At 45.7% G+C, this 20287-nt stretch carries 18 protein-coding genes; 2 read left to right on the top strand and 16 right to left on the bottom strand.

Translation table 11 applies throughout. From position 1 onward, the window contains the following. Window positions 1-41: 41 nt before the first annotated feature. The 4 genes from ABEW32_RS17205 to ABEW32_RS17190 form a co-directional block, all read right to left on the bottom strand. Window positions 42-1559 carry a DHA2 family efflux MFS transporter permease subunit gene (locus ABEW32_RS17205; RefSeq protein ID WP_430189708.1) on the bottom strand — a complete coding sequence of 506 codons (1518 nt, stop codon included), beginning with the start codon at window positions 1557-1559 and terminating at the stop codon, window positions 42-44. A 15-nt stretch (window positions 1560-1574) separates the two neighbouring features. Beyond that, complete coding sequence (locus ABEW32_RS17200) at window positions 1575-2228, bottom strand: HlyD family secretion protein (protein ID WP_013371571.1); 654 nt, start codon at window positions 2226-2228, stop codon at window positions 1575-1577. Between the two features lie 358 nt (window positions 2229-2586). Beyond that, window positions 2587-3399, bottom strand: coding sequence for a hypothetical protein (locus ABEW32_RS17195; protein ID WP_430189706.1), 813 nt, complete (start codon window positions 3397-3399; stop codon window positions 2587-2589). Between the two features lie 20 nt (window positions 3400-3419). After that, the gene (locus ABEW32_RS17190) at window positions 3420-3878 is read right to left on the bottom strand and encodes a flavodoxin (protein ID WP_016822119.1); all 459 of its coding nucleotides are present in this window, start codon (window positions 3876-3878) and stop codon (window positions 3420-3422) included. Between the two features lie 461 nt (window positions 3879-4339). Between ABEW32_RS17190 and ABEW32_RS17185 the strand changes: the two genes are divergently transcribed. Together ABEW32_RS17185 and ABEW32_RS17180 are read left to right on the top strand one after the other, a co-directional pair. Beyond that, window positions 4340-5203, top strand: coding sequence for a class I SAM-dependent methyltransferase (locus ABEW32_RS17185; RefSeq protein WP_430189704.1), 864 nt, complete (start codon window positions 4340-4342; stop codon window positions 5201-5203). 8 nt (window positions 5204-5211) lie between these two features. Beyond that, window positions 5212-5958 (top strand): RluA family pseudouridine synthase, encoded by a 747-nt coding sequence (locus ABEW32_RS17180; protein ID WP_430189702.1) that lies wholly within the window; start codon window positions 5212-5214, stop codon window positions 5956-5958. A gap of 94 nt (window positions 5959-6052) precedes the next feature. Here the strand turns inward: ABEW32_RS17180 and ABEW32_RS17175 are convergent, their stop codons facing one another. From ABEW32_RS17175 to purT, 12 genes are all read right to left on the bottom strand, one after another. Continuing rightward, window positions 6053-7555, bottom strand: coding sequence for a DHA2 family efflux MFS transporter permease subunit (locus tag ABEW32_RS17175; protein WP_430189700.1), 1503 nt, complete (start codon window positions 7553-7555; stop codon window positions 6053-6055). Next, a complete protein-coding gene (locus tag ABEW32_RS17170; RefSeq protein WP_430189697.1) occupies window positions 7539-8024 on the bottom strand; it encodes a MarR family winged helix-turn-helix transcriptional regulator in 486 nt (161 codons plus the stop codon). The genes ABEW32_RS17175 and ABEW32_RS17170 overlap by 17 nt, the downstream gene beginning before the upstream one ends. Before the next feature lie 258 nt (window positions 8025-8282). After that, entirely contained in the window at window positions 8283-8753 is a 471-nt protein-coding gene (locus tag ABEW32_RS17165; protein WP_430189694.1) for a MarR family winged helix-turn-helix transcriptional regulator, read from the bottom strand. A 274-nt stretch (window positions 8754-9027) separates the two neighbouring features. Beyond that, window positions 9028-11490, bottom strand: a complete 2463-nt coding sequence (gene gyrA, locus ABEW32_RS17160; RefSeq protein WP_430189692.1) for a DNA gyrase subunit A — start codon at window positions 11488-11490, stop codon at window positions 9028-9030. A 22-nt stretch (window positions 11491-11512) separates the two neighbouring features. Then, the gene (gene parE / locus ABEW32_RS17155) at window positions 11513-13492 is read right to left on the bottom strand and encodes a DNA topoisomerase IV subunit B (protein WP_430189689.1); all 1980 of its coding nucleotides are present in this window, start codon (window positions 13490-13492) and stop codon (window positions 11513-11515) included. Window positions 13493-13590: 98 nt separating this feature from the next. Then, window positions 13591-14580, bottom strand: coding sequence for an ABC transporter permease (locus ABEW32_RS17150; protein ID WP_430189686.1), 990 nt, complete (start codon window positions 14578-14580; stop codon window positions 13591-13593). Next, the gene (locus ABEW32_RS17145) at window positions 14573-15652 is read right to left on the bottom strand and encodes an ABC transporter ATP-binding protein (RefSeq protein ID WP_430189683.1); all 1080 of its coding nucleotides are present in this window, start codon (window positions 15650-15652) and stop codon (window positions 14573-14575) included. The genes ABEW32_RS17150 and ABEW32_RS17145 overlap by 8 nt, the downstream gene beginning before the upstream one ends. Then, entirely contained in the window at window positions 15652-16599 is a 948-nt protein-coding gene (locus ABEW32_RS17140; RefSeq protein ID WP_430189680.1) for a GDSL-type esterase/lipase family protein, read from the bottom strand. Before ABEW32_RS17140 ends, ABEW32_RS17145 begins: the two co-directional genes overlap by 1 nt. Window positions 16600-16773: 174 nt before the next feature. Further along, the gene (locus ABEW32_RS17135; RefSeq protein ID WP_016822128.1) at window positions 16774-17454 is read right to left on the bottom strand and encodes a TIGR00266 family protein; all 681 of its coding nucleotides are present in this window, start codon (window positions 17452-17454) and stop codon (window positions 16774-16776) included. 238 nt (window positions 17455-17692) lie between these two features. Beyond that, entirely contained in the window at window positions 17693-18424 is a 732-nt protein-coding gene (locus tag ABEW32_RS17130) for a CAP domain-containing protein (RefSeq protein ID WP_430189677.1), read from the bottom strand. Between the two features lie 202 nt (window positions 18425-18626). Continuing rightward, window positions 18627-19088: a GNAT family N-acetyltransferase gene (locus tag ABEW32_RS17125; RefSeq protein ID WP_430189674.1), complete on the bottom strand. Its 462-nt coding sequence runs from the start codon at window positions 19086-19088 to the stop codon at window positions 18627-18629. Next, window positions 19081-20265: a formate-dependent phosphoribosylglycinamide formyltransferase gene (gene purT, locus ABEW32_RS17120; protein WP_430189672.1), complete on the bottom strand. Its 1185-nt coding sequence runs from the start codon at window positions 20263-20265 to the stop codon at window positions 19081-19083. The genes ABEW32_RS17125 and purT overlap by 8 nt, the downstream gene beginning before the upstream one ends. Between the last annotated feature and the right edge of the window lie 22 nt (window positions 20266-20287).

Genomic DNA, 20287 nt, shown 5'->3' with positions numbered 1-20287 from the left:
ATAATGTAAGCCATCCAGTCGATATTTTGTAGTTCCCTTTATTAAGCTTCCGGCTGTGTCTTTGCTTTCTTCCTCTGAATAAACAAAAAGATGAGTGGAATCGTGCAAAACAGCGGTATAGATGAAATGAGGAACGTATCCCCAATTCCTCTCGATGTAGCATCCAGTGTAATTAAACTACTTATGGATGACATCCATGAGCTACCCATTGTCGCTTGTAGCGTATGAGCCGAGTCTTGTGTAATGGACTCCGAAATTTGCTGGGCATGAGCAGCCGAACGGCTTTGCATAATGGCTGTCAGCACCGCAATCGCCATAGATGCAGCCACGGTACGTACCAGATTGGACGCTGTAGACGCATTGGCTACCTTGCTCGGATGAACAGCATTCATGCCGACCGTGGACAATGGCATCATGCAAATACCAATTCCCAGACCCCGTAATGCCATTACGGTTTCCAACCAGGCATGCGAAGTATCTGGTGTAAGCTGATGAAGATGATAGGTCATAAAGCTGGTTAATGTCAGGCCCACAAGCCCCAGAGGCACAATACCGAACTTATCAAACAGCTTACCAGCAATAGGCATCATGGCCGCCATGGCAATGGCCTGCGGGATGAGAATAATACCCGTATCAATCGGTGACACGCGCTGAATGTTTTGCAAAAACAACGGTGTAAGGAACGTTCCTCCGTACATCCCCATCATGACCAGACTGGAGGCGATAACACTAATCGTATATTTTGAATTTTTGAATAATGAAATTTCAATTACAGCATTATCCTTGCCGCTTTCTACATAGATGAGAAAGACAAGAGCCCAGAAAGAAATAAACAGCAGAGATACAATCCCAAAAGAAGTCCAGCCATCACGCTGGCCGTTTGTCAGTGCGTACAAGAGTGTTCCTGCACAGGTTGCCGCTAGTAAAAATCCTGGCAGATCAAACGGTTTCGGCGTAACCTTAGGTGGCTCCTTGATGAGAAGGATGACCATTAAAATGGCAAATAAAGCAACCGGCAGACTGACAATAAACAAGAAACGCCAGTTAAACCATTCAATTAAGTAGCCACTCAGCGTAGGCCCTACAGCTGGTGCGGCCATTGCGGCGATCCCCCATATACCAAGGGACATCCCGATTTGTTCACGCGGCATGATTTTGTAAATAATCGTCATACTCAGCGGCATAATGACACCGCCGCCCAGACCAGCCAGTACACGCGCTGCAATCAGGGAAGAATCACTCCATGCAAAAATACATATTCCTGTTCCCAGCGAGAACACGCTAAGCGCAAGAATCAAAAACTTTTTGTACCCGATACGCTGCTCCATATATCCGGTAATCGGGACGATTACGCCGGATGCAAGCGTGTAACCTGTAATAACCCACTGAATACGTGTCGTCGTTGACCCTAAATCCGTCGTCAATCGTGGAATGGCGACGTTGATCAGACTGTTGTTCAGAATGGCGACAAAGGCGCCTAAAACGATAGCAAAAAAGGCAAGCCAGCGTTCTTTGGAAGAATCTGTCGAAGGAGCAGCAGCAGTTTCATTGGCAGCCACATGGACCCCTCCTTTTTAAGATGTATGAATTTTCACTTCCACGTTCGTCCCAGGGATAAGCTTCATGTCCTTCGGCTTGTTCACAGCAATTTCTACAGGTACACGTTGAGTCACCTTATTAAAGTTACCACTTGTGTTCACAGCAGGAACGAGCGAAAACACTGCATTGGAAGCTTCGCCCACTTTACGAACCTTACCCTGAATGACCTGATCGCCTGCTGCATCAAGCGTAATGTCAACAAGCTGTCCTGGTTTAATACGGTTAATATCGGTTTCTTCAATATTCGTGGATACATACAGGTTGTTCATATCAACCATAGTCGCTACAGCACTACCCGGTGTTCCGATTTCATGTTCCTTCGAATAAATCTTAATAACAGTTCCGTTAATCGGCGCACGCAATACAGACTTGCTAATCATGCTTGCATCCAGTCCCGAAACATCCTGCTCAGCAATGGGTTCATTACGTTGAAGCACATCGCCTTCTTCTACATCAATGTGACTAATCTCGCCCGAGATTTGCGGCATCACCTTATACTGATCGGCTTGAATGCGTGCATCGTCACTTTTAACAAAGTGTGTTGCCTGATACCAATAATAGTAGCCAATAGCTCCACCGCTCAGAATGAGCAGTACGATGAGAATCGGCAATACAGTTTTCTTACTCACTTGTTCCACCCCTGTTGTCCAAAAAATTTTTATTATTCAACGCTAATATTTTAAAATTGAAATATTAGGCCATTAAACCAATTGTAGAGCATAAATAAACGCATAGCAGTAAGCCATGCAAAAGACAGGACTTATTTATGTACGTAGGACAAGCTGATCCATAGTCCACAAACCGTCTTCATTATATTTAAATATTTTCATATAACTATTGTACATTGAAATATTATAGATATATTTATCTATTCAGGCAATATAAATTTTCAGTTTTTTCAGAATTTTTTTTCATAAAAAAGAACCTTGTTTCCAAGGCTCTTTCACGAGAAGGGATCGTTTACAAGTAAAGGGGGGCACAATAAGCCTAAGAGAAAAGCGTAGATCCAACTGACCGATCCTTACTGTTATTCGCCTCCCGCCCTTCCTTTTTGTCCTTATGGCCTCTGTTCTGCTCAGAACTTTGCTGTCCCATACATCCTCTGCAACAACAATGTTCTACCGTCCTCTGCATATCCTCTCTGGAGTCTTTCAATAGTCGCACGTAATCCAGAGATTGCTGTAAAGAAGTCGACCCAGGAAGAAAACGAACCTTCTTGCCTTCTAACAGAGAGTATACTTCAATAAGCTGAGGAAGAGCGCCAAATGCATAATAACAAAATACATTTGTTAAATGTTGAAATGTACTAATAACGTTGGGATTATAGTCCACCATATACTTTTGAATCAGCAATGAATCCGCTTGTTCTGATTGTTGCCAGGCAGCCTGAACAATCAGCGAAATATCGACCTCTAACTCAGGCACTGCTGTACAAAATTGTTCATACAGCATCACAGGCACCAATAAGTCATTGTTTAATGCACATATTTTTGACAACTCACCTGACACTTTATTTTTGACATCCCAGTAATGGAATAAGGATTCAAAACCGTTCGATTGCTTAGGCCACCACTTCTCCAGCACATACTGGACAGGGACTTCTCGCCGTATCTCTACTTCCATTCCAAAGTATTCATTCAGCGCATGCCCTATCGCATATTGAACCCGTTGCCGCCAATTCCAACCCTCACGCCCTCGTTTTCTGTGTGATTGACGGATTGGCTGCGGAGTTCTCCACATCTCCTCAAGCTGGTAGTCGTGCAGAAGAGGAAAACCACTTAAGCTATCGCTATTGCGCATATCTATCCCTCACTCTCTTCTCAGGACACTCCGATACCAGCCTGCGCAAATTGTCTTCCGTAAGCCCGGCAATTCTCCTTCTCATCATCGAGTGGATTGAATTCAATTTTGAGACTCTCCTGAATGACCGATGCGCCGCGTTCTTTGACTTTTTCCTCTACCAGGTCCACTGCTCCACAGAATTGTGTGTAAGATGTATCTCCACTGCCAAATACAGCAGTCTTTTTACCTGACAGATCAAGTTCGTCTAATTCCTCGTAAAAATCTAAAAATTCATCAGGAAGCTCACCGTCTCCCCATGTATATACACCCAAGAGGAATCCATCATATGCGAGCAGTTCTTGCGCGCTGCAATCATACGAAGCCTTCAACTCTGCCTCATGTCCTGCCTGACGAACGCCCTCGGCGATCAATTCCGCGATTTCCTCTGTATTACCGGTCATACTTGCATAAGCAATCATGATTTTACCCAAGTTCATCCCTCACCTTTATTTGAAATATGGGATGCTTTCACTCCCTATTAATCAAATAATATTTGATAATGATTCTCATTGTCAAATACAAATTTCAAGCATGAAGTGTATTTAGGTAAACATATACACAAAAAAGCCGCATTATATGCGACTGTTCACTATTAAAAGCTATGGATAGATATAAAAATATTATGTACGTACAACATAATCCATTTTTCTTAAATAGAATGGAAATAAGATAGTTGTACGTACAAGTGGGATTGATTTCATTTTAATATGGAAGCGCTCTAATTACAAGTGTATTCGAAAAAAATATTTTTACACCTTCTAACTACTTACTTATTCATTTACTTATTCATCGAATCATTCGATTGTTGCTAAGGTTTGTTGTACAATAGACTCCATGTGGGGATTTTACGCAGCTTGCTGCCTAAATCCTGAATTGACTGCTGAAGGATGGATTGTACATGTATGTAGCACAAGAGTGGAAAGACTATGAAGTAATGGATACAGGCGGTGGTGAAAAGCTGGAACGTTGGGGCAATATTGTCCTGCGTCGCCCCGATCCGCAAATCATATGGCCGTTGGCTCAGGAAACAGCGGAATGGCGTAATGTTCATGGGCATTATCACCGCAGCTCTTCCGGTGGCGGTCAATGGGATATGAAAAAGCCTATCCCTGAGCGCTGGACGATTAGCTATGGACCGCTAAAATTCCACATCAAACCGACCAGCTTCAAACATACTGGTCTTTTCCCAGAACAAGCCGCCAACTGGAGCTGGATGATGGATAAAATTAAAGGCGCAGGCAGACCCATTTCCGTACTGAACCTGTTTGCATACACGGGAGGAGCCACTACTGCCGCAGCGTATGCCGGAGCCAGTGTAGTTCACGTGGATGCCGCCAAAGGTATGGTACAGTGGGCAAAGGAAAACGTTCAATTGTCCGGCCTGGCTGACCGTCCGGTACGCTTCATTACGGACGACGTGTTCAAGTTTGTACAACGGGAACAACGTCGGGGCAACCGTTATGATGCCATTATTATGGACCCTCCTTCTTACGGACGCGGACCTAACGGAGAAACCTGGAAGCTTGAAGAAAGCTTGTATCCGTTTCTCGAATCCTGCATGAGCATCATTTCGGATCAACCATTGTTCATGCTGATCAACTCCTACACGACAGGTATCTCGCCTACTGTATTGCGCAACATGCTCAGCATGACAATGCAACAAAAGTATGGCGGCCAAATTAGCGCTGGTGAAATCGGATTGCCGATCACACGCTCAGGATTGAATTTGCCTTGCGGTATTCTCGGACGCTGGGAGGCTTAATTCCTCTTATGAATCAAGATGAACTTACCCAGCAAGGACATGCACAGCCGCATATCCCTGTTTTATATGAAGATAATCATGTTCTGGCGGTCGTAAAGCCTGTCAATGTTCCGACACAGGAGGACGCCAGCGGTGATCCTGATCTGTTGTCTCTACTCAAGGAAGATCTGAAAATTAGACACAATAAGCCTGGTAACGTCTTTTTGGGTTTAGTTCACAGGCTGGATCGGCCTGTAGGCGGAGCCATGATTTTTGCTAAGACGTCCAAAGCGGCTTCTCGCCTGTCGGAGTCGGTCCGAAGCCGCCATTTTCACAAGCTGTATACAGCTGTTCTGAATGGCGTTCCTGAGGCTCTCCAAGGACGTCTAACCCATTACCTGTTAAAGGACAGCCGTACCAACACGGTCAAAGCAGTTCGCCCCGGCACGGCTGGTGCCAAGGAAGCCATCTTGGAATACCAGGTTGTCGGACAAGCTGCTGGGCTCAGTCTTGTTGAAATTAAGCTGCATACTGGTCGCTCACACCAGATTCGCGTACAGATGCAGGCAATCGGCTGTCCTCTCTACGGGGACCAAAAATATGGCGGTAGTCTGAGCCGTCCCGGTCAACAGCTGGCCCTTTGGTCCTTGCTCGCTGGAGCACCGCATCCGATCAGCAAGGAAGCGATGTGCTTCCACTCACTGCCTCCTGTCCAATTTCCTTGGAGTGAGTGGCCCTTGTCGCTTTATGAGAAAATGATTACGTCGGAAAATTGAGCAGACTTACGACAAAGAACCCGCACTGCATGTAAACAAACATGCAGTGCGGGTTCTCTTTTTTGCACAAGAGCAAATGAAAATGTATCCATGCTTATGATGAGGAAACCACGGTCTTCCCCTTTTTACTGTTGGCCAGTTGCTGACGGGGACGAGCGTTTTGTGCATTCGTATTTTTGATAAAAAACGCCAAAACCAAAGCGGTCACGCTCAATAGTGTTGCAATGATAAAAGCCGAGTTAATCCCGTAAATCGTAGCTTGATTGCCGGCAGCCATCATTCCTGCTTTGTCCGTAACGCTCAGTCCCTCAGATGCAACTATCGTGCTCAAACGGTTACTGGTTTGAGTAGACATCACCGTCACCAGAATTGCAGTCCCAATCGAGCCGGAAATCATCCGCAGCGTATTGCCCATCGCCGTACCATGTGCATTCAAGCGTTGCGGAAGCTGATTCAGTCCGGCCGTTTGGATCGGCATCATCAGCAATGACATCCCGAACATCCGTACCGTATAATTGATTAACAGTGTCATATAAGTGGTTGATTCGGTCAAACGTGTAAATTCCCATGTCGTTACAGTCATAATCAACAACCCAATTACAGACAACCAGCGTGCCCCAATTCGGTCAAAAATAGCGCCCGTCACAGGAGACATGATCCCCATTAGAATCGCTCCCGGTAACATTAGCATACCAGACTGGAGCGGTGTAAAACCGCGAATATTTTGCAAGTAAATCGGAAGCAATATCATACCGGCATACAAAGCCATCGTCACAATAACATTAATGATTGTCGTCAAGCTGTACACATCGTATTTAAAGATGCGGAACTCCAGCATAGGCTCATCTACCGTCAGTTGGCGGACAATAAATAAAATAAGCGCAATTGTCCCAACGATGAGTGTAGACAGGACCGGAACACTTCCCCAGCCCGATGTTCCAGCATCACTAAAGCCATATAACAGCCCACCGAAACCAAGTGTAGATAAAATGACGCCGAGAATGTCCAGCTTAGGCTTCGATTGCTCGGTTACATTTTTCAGAAAAATAAATCCAATCACAATCGAAATCACTGAAATTGGCAGGATGATCCAGAACAATACTCGCCAGTCATAATGCTGGACTATATAACCGGATAAGGTTGGTCCAATGGCTGGAGCAAAACCCATCGCAAGCCCCAGCGTTCCCATTGCACGGCCACGTTGCTCTATTGGGTAGATGTTCAAGATAACGACCATCATTAAAGGCATCATAATCCCTGCACCCGCAGCCTGAATAAGCCGACCGATCAGCAATATGCTAAAACTTGGCGCTATAGCACATAACAATGTCCCAACTGAAAAAATAGTCATTGCACTCATAAACAATGTACGAGTGGAGAAGCGGGCAATCAAGAATGCAGTCACCGGAATCAGTACCCCGTTCACGAGCATAAAGCCTGTGCTAAGCCACTGAGCTATGTTGGCATCTACATTCAGATCACTCATCATTTTTGGTAAAGCCACACTTATTAACGTTTGGTTTAGTATCGCAACAATTGCTCCAATCAACAGAGCGGCCACAATGGGGGCTCTGCGGACATTACCTGGTAGTGTCATTTGAGGACTGCTCAAGTTGATTCATTCCCTTCGGTGTTAATTTCATGATCATTTGTTTATGGATATCCAGAACCATCTCTAGCTGCTCCTTCGGGATCTCCAAAATAGGCAAGACGCGCTCCATCCACATGGCGTCTACCTTTTCCATAATATCCTTTCCTTCCGGCGTAAGCGTCAGTACTAGAGATCTGCGATCATGCTCATGTCGTCCACGAGCGATATATCCCGCTTTGGTCAAGCGGTCAACCACCCCGCTCATTGAGCTGCTTCCCACATGAGCCATCTCTGCCAGCTCGGATAATCCAATATGGGGGCGTTTATTCAGAATTGACAAAGCCATGTGCTGTATGGCCGTCAGATCCATATGCTGCTCCTCATTCCAGAACGCATAGAATATTGTCTTGTTAACCTCCCTTACGGATTGAATAATTCGGTACACCTCAAGTCTGTCTTCCTCTCTGTTACTCACTAGAACCATCCTTCTTCCTATTACCCAATTCGCTATCCATATACATAAATCATTAACTATTTGCATGCGGATTGTTATTAATTTATAACTATTATTTTATCATCTCTTATGTAAATGTCAACATTCCCCCAAATCTACTTATGAATGAACACAAAAAAACGCGGATGATACCACGATCGGTATTTATCCGCGCATTTCTATTCACCTTAGAAAGCTAATCTGCTGTGTACAACTGCATTTCATGTATCCACTATCTAATTATTTTGCTTGCTCTATTTGTTCCTTTATTCCCTCATTTTCACTGGCCGATACAGCCGTTTTCGTCTTCGTTGTAATTTTCCCCAACAAATAAACTAGCAAATTCTGATTGTGCTGAGATATTCGGTTTAGTGCAGAACCCAGAAAATCGTCGCGTATTTGCAATCCGCGCTCTACTTCTTCTCTGCCTTGATCTGAAATAACAATCCATACAATTCTGCGGTCCTTTACATCTCTGAACCGGGTGACCAGTCGATTCCGCTCCATCCGATCCAGTAGCATCGTAACTGCCGCAGGTGTGGTGGCGAGATATGGAATTAGCTGAGACGGCTTCATACGGCCGTATTCGTTCAGTACCTCCAGCACCGTGAGTTGAGCCTCCGTTAGTGATGGAGCTAGTTGCTGCTCCATATGAACCTTGTAGTCCTTAGCCATTCTGGACCAGATTTTTGCAAATTCGGTTGTTTGCATTTTGCCTCACTCCTTTGAATAACAGGGTCAGTAAAAGCATCAAAGTTACCGTATGGGCCACCGTCCGGATTGTATTTCATCACATTAAATTTTCGCCATTTCCCCTCAGTTTCCTGCCGTTTTTGGAGTATCAAATGAAAAGGGGAAGGAAGTCTCACTTCGGATTTGGAGGCTGGTCAAGGTTCGACAGCATGACGGCAAAAAGGTCCTCATTCGTGCCGGAATGGCACGTGAGAACCTCTCTTTTTCGAGCTAAAAAACGCTTGACTTTTAATTATTCTACTGTCTGTGAACTCTGCGGCTCACTACGCGGCAGCACATTTATAATTTGGTCCTTCTTCTCCACCGGAGCCAGCAGCTTGCCCGTATCCTTGCGATCGGTTAAAGGAGCTTTTTCCGAAAGGAAGGACATCGTCTGCCCTTCTGATGTGATGACAAATAATTGAACAGCTTCACGGCAATAGAAGGCTGCCACGATTCGAGTTCCGTTCGAACGTACTCGCTTGCCTTCCTTGAATTCGAAGGTGCTGATTCCTTTACCGCCTCTTCCCTGAGAAGGATAATCCAGCAGAAGCGTACGCTTACCGTAACCGGATTCGGTCAGTACCAGCACCTCTCCTTCGTCCTCCTCTACCCATAGTGCTGCGATAATTTCATCGCCTTCCGCCAATTGTATACCTTTGACCCCCGCTGAAACGCGGCCCATGGCATTAACCTCTTGCTCCTTAAAGCGTATGCTCATCCCCGCACGGGTAATCAACATAATATCCTTGCTATTGTCGCTTAATGTTACTGATAATATCTCATCGTCGCCAGCCACCTTGCAGGCTGCTACCGCACTGGAGCGTTTTGTAGCATATTCTGTAAGTTCCGTTCGTTTGACTTGCCCCTTCTTCGTTACAAACACCAGGCTTTTGCCGATTTCCTCTATATTTTTGATCGGAATAACGCTTACGATACGATCTTCCTTCGATAGCGAAATGACATTGACGATTGGAGTGCCTGGCTCTTTCCACTTATACTCTGGTACCTGATGCACAGGCAGCAAAAAGTATTGTCCACGCTGAGTGAAGACGAGCAACACATCAAGTGTATTCACGTCAAGGAATTGGGTAATGTAGTCCCCCTCTTTAACACCGGAGCTTGAACGTTCCCCACCAGAGCGAGTAAATGACAGCATACTCGTACGTTTTACATAGCCATCTTTCGAGAGGGTCAGCAATACATCCTCTGCCGCAACCATGACCTCCAGATTTACCTTGATCTCTTCTACCTCACCCTGTATCTCCGAGCGACGATCAATGCCGTACTTTTCACGAATTTCAAGCAACTCCTTGCGGATCAGACTGATCAACTTGCGGTCACTTTCGAGAATAGAACGGTATTGAGTAATTTTCTTCTGAATGTCAGCCAACTCTTTTTCGAGGGTGGTAATTTCCAGATTCGTAAGACGATACAATTGCAAAGTCAAAATAGAATCCGCCTGCCGTTCACTAAAGCCAAACATCCATTGCAAATTATTTTGTGCATCCTGGCGATTTTTGGAAGCTTTAATAGCTGCGATGACCTCATCTAGAATGTTCAGTGCCTTGACTAAACCTTCCAATACGTGTGCGCGGTCCTCCGCCTTTTCCAGTTCAAACTTGATACGGTTTGTGACAACTTCGCGCTGGTGTGCAATATACGCTTCCAAAATGGATTTTAATCCAAGCTGATGCGGCGCTTTGTTTACGATGGCTACCATATTGAAGTTATAAGCTACCTGGAGATCGGTTTTTTTCAGCAGATACGCTAAAATTCCTTCCGCATCCGCTTCCTTCTTCAGCTCGACAACAATACGCAGGCCATTCCGACCGCTCTCGTCACGAACCTCGGCAATCCCTTCTACCTTTTTCTCCAGACGGATATTTTCCATAGCAGTTACGAGTCTAGATTTGACAACCTGGTATGGGATTTCCGTAATGACCAGTTGCTGCTTGCCTCCACGCAAAGACTGAATTTCCGTTTTGGAACGGATATAAATGCGTCCTTTGCCTGTTCTGTATGCATCCTTTATGCCTTCGCCACCCATAATGAGTCCGCCAGTCGGGAAATCCGGACCTTTAATAAAGGTCATAATTTCTTCAAGCTCAATTTGCGGTTTTTCCATCACTGCGATGGTGGCGTCAATCACCTCACGCAAACTGTGCGTTGGAATTTCCGTTGCAAATCCTGCTGAAATCCCGCTGGAGCCGTTTACCAACAAATTAGGATAACGGGAGGGCAGTACAACAGGCTCCTTTGCTGAGTTATCAAAGTTATCCTTGAACAAAACCGTCCGTTTTTCGATATCACGCAGCATTTCCATTGCGATCGGAGACAAGCGCGCCTCCGTGTAACGCATAGCTGCCGCAGGATCGTCATCCTGTGAGCCCCAGTTACCATGACCATCCACTAGTACGTGGCTCATTTTCCATGGTTGCGCCATCCGTACCATTCCATCGTAAATAGATGAATCACCGTGCGGATGATAATTTCCCATAACGTCCCCAACGGTTTTGGCGGATTTACGATACGCTTTTTCCGGGGTATTGCCTGAATCATACATCGCATACAGAATTCGGCGTTGTACAGGCTTTAATCCGTCCCGTACATCAGGTATCGCCCGATCCTGAATTATATATTTGGAATATCGGCCAAAGCGGTCACCGACCATTTCCTCCAGATACGCTGGCAAAAACTGCTCCGATAAGCTCATGTCTACACCTCATTTAATAGCACTACTCTACGTATTCCGTGAAATCCACGTTTTCCACGATCCAACGCTTACGTGGATCCACCTTATCACCCATCAATGTGGACACACGGCGTTCAGCTTTGGCAGCATCCTCAATCTGAACGCGCAACAGGGTGCGTGACTCGGGGTTCATTGTCGTTTCCCATAACTGATCCGGGTTCATCTCCCCGAGTCCTTTATAACGCTGAAGTTCAAAATTCCGTCCAAATTCTTTTAAGTAATTATCAAGCTGCTCGTCAGTCCAGGCATAACGAACTGTTTCGAGCTTACCCGACTTGCGGGTTATTTTATACAATGGCGGTTGAGCGATAAATATGCGTCCTGCATCAATGAGTTCTTTCATGTACCGATAAAAAAACGTTAATAACAGTACTTGAATGTGCGCGCCATCCGTATCTGCATCAGTCATAATGATGATTTTGGAATAATTGCTGTCTTCCAGCGTGAACTCTGTTCCTACCCCCGCACCAATCGCTGCCGTAATAGCACGGTATTCATCATTTTTCATAATATCCGCCAGCTTTGATTTTTCCGGGTTCATCGGCTTGCCCTTTAATGGCAAAATGGCCTGGATTTTGGAATCCCGTCCCTGTTTGGCCGATCCGCCAGCCGAATCACCTTCCACAATAAATAACTCATTACGTGTAAAATCTTTAGACTGCGCAGGCGACAGTTTACCATTCAAATTAGAACTTTCACTGCGCTTCTTGCCAGAACGCATTTCGTCCCGAGCCTTACGTGCAGCTTCACGCGCTTTGGACGCTTGAACTGCCTTTCTGATTAAAGTTTGCGCTATCTGTGGATTTTCTTCCAAAAAGCGCTGCATTTGCTCAGATACGATGGCATCCACTGTGCTCCGTGCCGAAGCACTGCCCAGCTGATCTTTTGTCTGACCGACAAATTCAACCTCGGCCATCTTGACACTGATTACAGCCATCATACCCTCACGCAGATCGTTGCCCTCCAGGTTTTTATCCTTTTCCTTCAACATCGCTGCTTTGCGTGCATAATCGTTCATAACGCGAGTGTAAGCGGTTTTGAAGCCTGTTTCATGCGTTCCCCCGCCACGTGTTGGAATGGAGTTAACGAACGAAGCAATCGTCTCTGTGTAGCCAGCATTGTATTGGATGGCAATCTCCACTTCAATATCTTCTTTCTCGGCGTTAAAGTGAATAACATCATGCAGTACATCCTTGCCCTCATTCAAAAAAGCAACAAACTGGCTTGCTCCACCCTCATAAAAATATTCATCTGACTTTCCGCTGCGTTCGTCTTTAAGCTGAATACGAAGACCGGAATTTAGAAAAGCAATTTCCTGAAGGCGCTCAGCCAACGTATCGTAGTTAAAATGAATACCTGACTGAAAAACGCGAATATCCGGTTTAAATGTAATTTTCGAGCCCGTCTTGTTAGTATTGCCCAGCACTTCAAGGCCTGTGGTCGGCTCACCGACATGTTCCACGCCCTTCTTGTCCTGCCAATATTCAAACCGCTGACGGTGAATTTTGCCGTCCCGGTAGATTTCCACCTCAAGCCATTCCGAAAGAGCGTTCGTTACAGACGCACCTACTCCATGCAGACCTCCGGACTTTTTATATCCCGAACCGCCAAATTTACCTCCGGCGTGCAAAATGGTGAATACAACCTGAGGCGTAGGAATTCCCATTTTGTGCATTCCCGTAGGAATACCGCGCCCGTTGTCTGATACTGTAACAGATCCGTCCTTATGCATTGTAATCTCAATGCGAGAGCAAAACTTGGCGAGATGTTCATCCACCGCGTTGTCTACAATTTCCCATACCAAATGATGCAGTCCCGAAGAACTGGTGCTCCCAATGTACATGCCCGGCCGTTTGCGAACTGCCACAAGCCCTTCGAGCACTTGAATGTCGTCCGCGCCATATTCTGAAGCTCCGCTCTGTGTACCGGAAGCTCCCGCAGACAAGTCGATTTTGTCGACCATTCATGCTCCCCCTTTGTCTAATCGTAACCGTGTTTTGCCTTATTCTTGATGGTTTTCACCAAAAATGCAAACAGATGTTTTCTTTTACCTTGTCCATTTTAATTCAATATATCCCGTTTCGTAAAGACGGCGAATGAAACAATCAACGCCGCAGCCCCCCAAATGCCCAGTACAGCTAAAGAAAACGGCAGGGTCATTCCTTCAATCGGAGCAGGGCTTCCAGATAAATAATCGGTTAATCCGAGGTTAACCATAAATAAATATTTGGCACTCTGCCAAGATGAGGCCATGTTGGTTAGTATAGTACCCGAAATGAGCGCAGCCATCATGACCACGATGCTTGCGGCTGTACTACGTAACAGAACTGATACCATAAACGCTAACGAAGCAACCACCAGACTGACAAACCAGATCAATCCTGCTTGCAGCATTAGGTATTGCCATTGTGGAATTGCATGTACAGCAGACAAATCCACCGTCGATCCAACAATTTGAAAGCCGGTAAATACCGGAACGTTAAAACCACGAAAACCAAAAAACAAGCCTGATATGAGATAACTAATGACAAATACGGCCAAAATGATGAGTGAAACGAACATATACAGCGTCAGCAGCTTGCTCAGCAGTATTTTCCACCGTCTCACAGGTCGAGTCAGCAACATTTTTATCGTACCTGTCGTCCGTTCTCCTGAAACTAAGTCAGAGGCAATAGCCATAATTAGCAGGGGAACGAACAGATTTATGGAATTATCCATAAACTCTCTGGTAAAAGTCACGCCACTCGGTTCATTAGGATTCACGTCATTTTCCAAATAATATTCCATCTGCTGCACAAAGACCCGGCGGTAAGTCTTCCATTCTTCAGGCACCCGATCGCTGCCCAGCGAGTTTTGGTTATCGGTAATCGCCTGACGCAGCTCAAGCCGCCAATCATTGCCGAATTTTTCGCGATTATTTTCTGCCACTTTCATCTGAGCGTACGTAAAAATCGGTACAAGCACAAGCAAAACAAGTAAAATGACATAAAATCGTTTCTTCTTGATAATTTTAAGGGTTTCATTTTGTACGAGCGGTAAAATATTATTCAAGTATCTCACCTTCCGTCATTTTCAGGAATAGTTGCTCCAGTGTAGGATTGATTTTGGTTACACCTTTAACGGAAATACCGGTAGCTGTCATGTGGGCGACCAGCTCCGCAATATGCTCTTCATCCATTTCTGTAAAAATAGCATCGACTCCACTACCTGCAACAATGCTGTCATCAATTAATTCATCGACGTTCGTAATTATGTGCACATATGGAGATTTTTGCAATAGGGCAAGGCCCTGATTGCGAGGTTCCAGCTGCCATACAGCCATATGTGAGTGGGTCTCAACCAGCTCTTGCACACCACCAACAGCCAGCACCTTGCCCCGACTTATAATTGCCACCCGATCGCATAATAACTGGATTTCGCTAAGCAAATGACTGGAAACAAATACAGCCATGCCTTCTGCCGCTAGCAAACGGATAAACGCTCTCATCTCCTTGATTCCCTTGGGGTCTAGCCCGTTCGTTGGTTCATCCAAAATGAGCAATTTCGGTCTGCCGAGCAAGGCTTGGGCTATACCAAGACGCTGTCGCATTCCGAGAGAATACGTACTTACCTTATCATGGATACGGCGATCGAGCCGAACCAACTCAACGACTTCGCGGATACGTTGTTCGTCTACTCCAGGCTGCATACGGGCAAAATGCTCTAGATTTTCCCAACCTGTCAGATAGCTGTATACCTCTGGATTTTCCACAATAGAACCAATATGCCGTAAAGCCTGCTCAGGGTCACGATTTACATTATGACCGCATACGGTAATTGTCCCCTCTGTAGGCTTAATTAAATCGACCAGCATACGTATGGTTGTCGTTTTTCCAGCCCCATTGGGGCCAAGAAATCCGAAAATTTCACCTGCGCGTACGTCGAACGTTACATCATGAATGATCATTTTGCGTTTAATGCGTTTCTTAACATGTTGAACAGAGAGTACGATTTCATTGTTACTGCTGTTTCTGTCTGCACTACCAACCTGACTGGAGGAATGAAGACTGGACATCGCATCCATGGTGGATGCCGAATCTTTGGTCACCCCAGCATCGGTCTTGTCAGCAGATTGGATGCTCATTACTTATTCCCTCCCTTGTTCACTTCTGCGGGTTGGCTACTTGTAGACTGTTGCTTTTGGTCTGCATGGGCGGAATCTTTCGTCGTGGCCACAGTAAACCCTTGTGCGATACGTTCAGCGATTGCCTGATAGCCCTGTCCGTTTGGATGAAAATGATCGGATGATAGATAAACCGGCAAATTTTGTTGAAATAAGTCGAATGTTGGGATCAGTGTCATGTTACTGTTTTGGTTGGTAATTGCCATAGCAGCCAGATTCCATTCTGTAACCACGAGATTACCTGGAATTTTCATTTCCTTCAGGTCACTAAATGGATTATATAATCCAACATAAATAATTTTAGCATTCGGATTAATTTTCCCTACCTTTGTCAGTACCTTTTGCAAACGTTTGGCTGCATCAGGCAAAGCTTTGCGCAGACCACTGAGGGTAGGTGGCTCTTTGCCGGTTTGCGCAGCCTGCGCGCCCTGAAATAAATCATTTCCGCCAATCGAAACTATAATAACATTAGCCTTCTTCAGTACGTAAGTCACACCAGGCTCATCTAGCTTGGTTAATAGCCCTTGGGTCGTCAGTCCATTAATCCCCAAATTATTTATGAGCTGTGCCTTATGTCCTTCCTGATCATTTAACAAAGTCACCGACCGACGTACAAAACCACTTCCGGAGTCATCCCCCGTTCCTTTGGCTAGCGAATCTCCAATGGCAGCTACGCGAAACTCTCCCGTCTGGGCAGTAGCCGGTGGTGCAGTTTGTGTCTGCGATGAACCGGAATGTACAGGCTGATTACTTATCAATGGCTCTGGAGCCGTGATACTTCGGACTGCAGAAATAAATCCGTACATTAATAGCAGTGTGGCGGCAATGGAAACGGAACCGACAGACCGCCAAATCCATTTTGATGAATTCACTCGTGTTCCCTCCTGATAGCTTAGTGAAATAAACATAAAGCTTCTCATATCATTTTGCAAATAAACCGTTCGGATTCAAGCGAAAAATCACAATTAGAACCACATATAATTTTCCATGAACATAATAAAAAAGGATGGCTCATTGCCACCCTTTTATTATAGTTTTTAGTACAAACAGCTTCCCTCTCATCAGCAGTCAGACGAAAGAAACTATTTGCTATCAGGAATAAAACTTCTGATCCATTGTCCAAAACTGCCTGGATTTCGGCTTTGAATCAGTACTGTTCCTTCACCACGAAAACGACATACAAGGGCTTCTCCACTCGTTACGCTGGACAACCAGCCTTTAGATGCTTTTTCAATTCTATAATCCATATAATCCGGCCATGCCACTAGATGAGCATTATCAATAATACGCTCCTCTCCTGGCGCGATATAAATGGGATGAATGGCGCCATAAGAGGATAGGAACACTGTGCCTCGACCACTGATTTCTACAATAAAAAAACCTTCACCAGAGAATAAGCCTTTCATCAGGTTTTGCATTTTGGTGCTAACCTCAATCCCCTCCGTACAGGCCAAAAAACCATCCTTTTGCACCAATAGCCTATACGTGCCGTCCAGTTCTACTGCTTGTACATCACCTATGCTTGCGGGGGCTAGCAGCACTTCAGCCGGGCCCCGGGCTGCCCTCAGTTCTTGAAAAAAGAATTTTTCACCGCTCAGCATTCTGCCTAAACCACGTAGCAATCCTCCGTCTACCGTCCCCTTTATATCTACACTGGAAGACATGGAAACCATTGCTCCCATTTCCGCTTTAATGGTTTCTCCAGGGTTCAGCTGTACCTTGAGCATAGCAAAGGCACCTTCATGCACGATTTCGTAGCTCATTTGTTCACCTAGCTTTCCAAAAGTAGTCTGCTATCCATCCAGCTTACTGCTTATCATACTATAACCACGTTCCCTATGTCTTTTCTGGTATAAAACAATGATTTAATGGTTTATGCCTGAAGAGACATGATCGACATAAAAAGACCCGCTGAACGTTGTCAGCGGGCCTCGCAATTAAAGTTACGTCACTAGCTATTCCTACACAGCCAAATGAGGTTTAAAATGTTTGTTAATCAGCTTAGTTACGTGTGAACTCCTGCACCCAATATCCATTGTAGTAAGCCACACCGATTTGTGTATATTCTGCTTTCAAAATATTTTCACGATGTCCCTGACTATTCATCCAGGCCGTCATTACTTCTTGTGGTGTCTTTTGTCCCATTGCAATATTTTCACCTGCATACGTATAAGTTACACCAAATTTTTTCATCATATCAAATGGTGAACCGTACGTCGGAGAGGTGTGGGAAAAGTAATTATTCGTGCTCATGTCCTTCGCCTTCGCTAAAGCTACTTCTGTAAGCTTCGCATCAGAAGTGAGAGGCTTAAGCCCCTTTTGGCTGCGCTCGTTGTTTACAAGCTTTACAACCTCGGCTGCAAACTGAGACTTGCTGAGCTGCGCGTTAGAATCGGAAGACTGACCTGCGCCTGTGTTCGTGTTCTGTGTTTGGGTCTGTTGCTTAGACTTTGAAGTCTGTTGGCTGCCCTGATTCGTCGTTTGCTTGCCAGATGAAGGATTCGCTGTTTTGGTTGTAGCCTTGTCTTTATCCGTAAAATCCTTAATGACAGATTTCGTTATTGTCGTTGTCCCATTGGATATATTGACTGTGTATCCGTTATTTTGTAACCATTGTTGTAATTGAACAGACAAATCGTCAGCTGGTGAAGCTGATGCCGGAACGATGAATCCTGCGGATAAAACGGCGCTTAGGCTTCCCATCACCAGTGTTTTTTTCAACATATTCTTCATTTCGTCATCTCCTTGTTGTATAAATGCCTTGGTGTGAACGTCTCAGGTTACAACTTTGTAATCTTTACTCTAGCAGTATATCATGTTTTATAGCATCAGCAAGCGTATAAAAATTGGAAAAAAAATAGCCCGCTCGGCAAAGACCAGCGGGACTAAGTAAAATAGTGAGGCTTTAAGTATTAGATTATTTGTGACTGGCTGATTATCTAAGCTTTTTGCTGAAACGGTAGCCTTGCTTCTCAAAGCCGATTCGGTTGTAGAAAGCTCGGGCCTCTACTTGTTTGATGCGGTTATTCGCTCCAGTAATGAATAAATGATAGCAACCTTGCGCACGTCCCCACTCCTCACCACAAGCAACCAATCGTTTGCCAATACCTTCGCCGCGATACTCCCCGTTCACGACCAGCATGGTGATTTGTACGGCAGGATCAGGATAAGCCAAGCTTTGAGCCGTATGCATGCCAATTACTCCGACTACACGACCATCCATTTCTGCAACCATCATATTCGCTTGACTGTCCTCCTGCGCTGTCCCCATAACTTCTTTCATAACACCACAAGTCATCGGGTATCCGACTTCTCTAAGTAGTCCAGTTACGGCTTCGCAATCGCCAAGCTCTACGGAACGAATTGTCAGTACTGGAACCATCACACTGTTAGACATGATTTCCCTCCACTTTCAGCATATTGGCAGCTTCTTTGGCTGTCTTCCGTGCTGTCTCCACATCTTCTGCAGCGCTAAGCGCTACAGCCATCCGGCGTCCCGGCTTGGTTTCAGGCTTCCCGAACACTCGCACCTGTGTCCGGGGTAGCAATAATGCATCATGCAGACCGCTTATTGCAAAATCACGCGTAGCCACTTCTGCCTTCAAGGTAGCTGAAGCTCCAGGTGTAAGCAACGTGACTGTTGGCACCGGGAACCCGAGAATTGCCCGTACATGAAGCGCAAATTCAGACAAATCCTGCGTGATCATGGTCACCATACCTGTATCATGCGGACGCGGGGATACTTCACTGAAAATGACGCTATCAGCTGTTAAAAACAGCTCTACGCCAAACAATCCGTAACCACCCAGTTCATCCGTAATCGTACGGGCAATTTCCTGTGCCTCTGAAAGCTGCTTGTCCGTCATGCCATGGGGCTGCCAGGATTCGACATAATCCCCATCTTTCTGAATGTGGCCAATCGGTGGGCAAAAAGTCGTGCCCGATTCCGATCTGACGGTTAATAAGGTGATTTCGCTCTCAAACGGAACAAAAGCTTCTACAATGACACGTGTCGTTTTGGCACGTGCGCCTTCCAGCGCCGTATTCCAGCAGGATTCTGCGTCCTCGAGTGTCCGGCATATAGACTGCCCTTTACCCGATGAGCTCATCAAGGGCTTGATCACGCATGGCGTGCCCAATTCTTGAACTGCTGACCGTAACTGCTCAAAATGATCTGCAAAACGGTAGGCGGCAGTCGGAAGCTGTAATTTCTCGGCAGCCAGCCTGCGGATGCCCTCTCGGTCCATCGTAAGCCGGGCGGCCCGGGCCGTTGGTACTACGTGAAATCCCTCTTGCTCTAATTCTTCCAAAGCACCCGTAGCAATAGCTTCGATTTCAGGTACAATTATGTCGGGCTGTTCCTTGCGAATTAGTGACTTCAGCGCCTCAGCATCCTGCATATCCAGACAGTGAGAGCGATGGGCCACCTGCATTGCTGGAGCCAACTCATAGCGATCTACAGCAATACATTCCACGCCAAGCCGCTGAGCTTCAACAATGACTTCTTTTCCCAATTCCCCGCTACCCAGCAGTAACATCTTCTTAGCGTTGGCAGAAAAAGGAGCACCCCACATCTTGAACTCTTCCCCCTCTGAT

Source organism: Paenibacillus jamilae (assembly GCF_050482105.1).
GTDB classification, from domain to species: domain Bacteria; phylum Bacillota; class Bacilli; order Paenibacillales; family Paenibacillaceae; genus Paenibacillus; species Paenibacillus jamilae_B.
This window is presented reverse-complemented; position numbering and strand designations above follow the sequence as displayed.

Bases quoted from the DNA above. Each gene is read 5' to 3' on its own strand.
- purT (WP_430189672.1), bottom strand. From the start codon at position 20,265: ATGTGGGGTGCTCCTTTTTCTGCCAACGCTAAGAAGATGTTACTGCTG.
- ABEW32_RS17185 (WP_430189704.1), top strand. From the start codon at position 4,340: ATGTATGTAGCACAAGAGTGGAAAGACTATGAAGTAATGGATACAGGC.
- ABEW32_RS17140 (WP_430189680.1), bottom strand. From the start codon at position 16,599: ATGTTTATTTCACTAAGCTATCAGGAGGGAACACGAGTGAATTCATCA.
- parE (WP_430189689.1), bottom strand. From the start codon at position 13,492: ATGGTCGACAAAATCGACTTGTCTGCGGGAGCTTCCGGTACACAGAGC.
- ABEW32_RS17145 (WP_430189683.1), bottom strand. From the start codon at position 15,652: ATGAGCATCCAATCTGCTGACAAGACCGATGCTGGGGTGACCAAAGAT.
- gyrA (WP_430189692.1), bottom strand. From the start codon at position 11,490: ATGAGCTTATCGGAGCAGTTTTTGCCAGCGTATCTGGAGGAAATGGTC.
- ABEW32_RS17165 (WP_430189694.1), bottom strand. From the start codon at position 8,753: ATGCAAACAACCGAATTTGCAAAAATCTGGTCCAGAATGGCTAAGGAC.
- ABEW32_RS17175 (WP_430189700.1), bottom strand. From the start codon at position 7,555: ATGACACTACCAGGTAATGTCCGCAGAGCCCCCATTGTGGCCGCTCTG.
- ABEW32_RS17195 (WP_430189706.1), bottom strand. From the start codon at position 3,399: ATGCGCAATAGCGATAGCTTAAGTGGTTTTCCTCTTCTGCACGACTAC.
- ABEW32_RS17180 (WP_430189702.1), top strand. From the start codon at position 5,212: ATGAATCAAGATGAACTTACCCAGCAAGGACATGCACAGCCGCATATC.
- ABEW32_RS17125 (WP_430189674.1), bottom strand. From the start codon at position 19,088: ATGTCTAACAGTGTGATGGTTCCAGTACTGACAATTCGTTCCGTAGAG.
- ABEW32_RS17130 (WP_430189677.1), bottom strand. From the start codon at position 18,424: ATGAAGAATATGTTGAAAAAAACACTGGTGATGGGAAGCCTAAGCGCC.
- ABEW32_RS17190 (WP_016822119.1), bottom strand. From the start codon at position 3,878: ATGAACTTGGGTAAAATCATGATTGCTTATGCAAGTATGACCGGTAAT.
- ABEW32_RS17135 (WP_016822128.1), bottom strand. From the start codon at position 17,454: ATGAGCTACGAAATCGTGCATGAAGGTGCCTTTGCTATGCTCAAGGTA.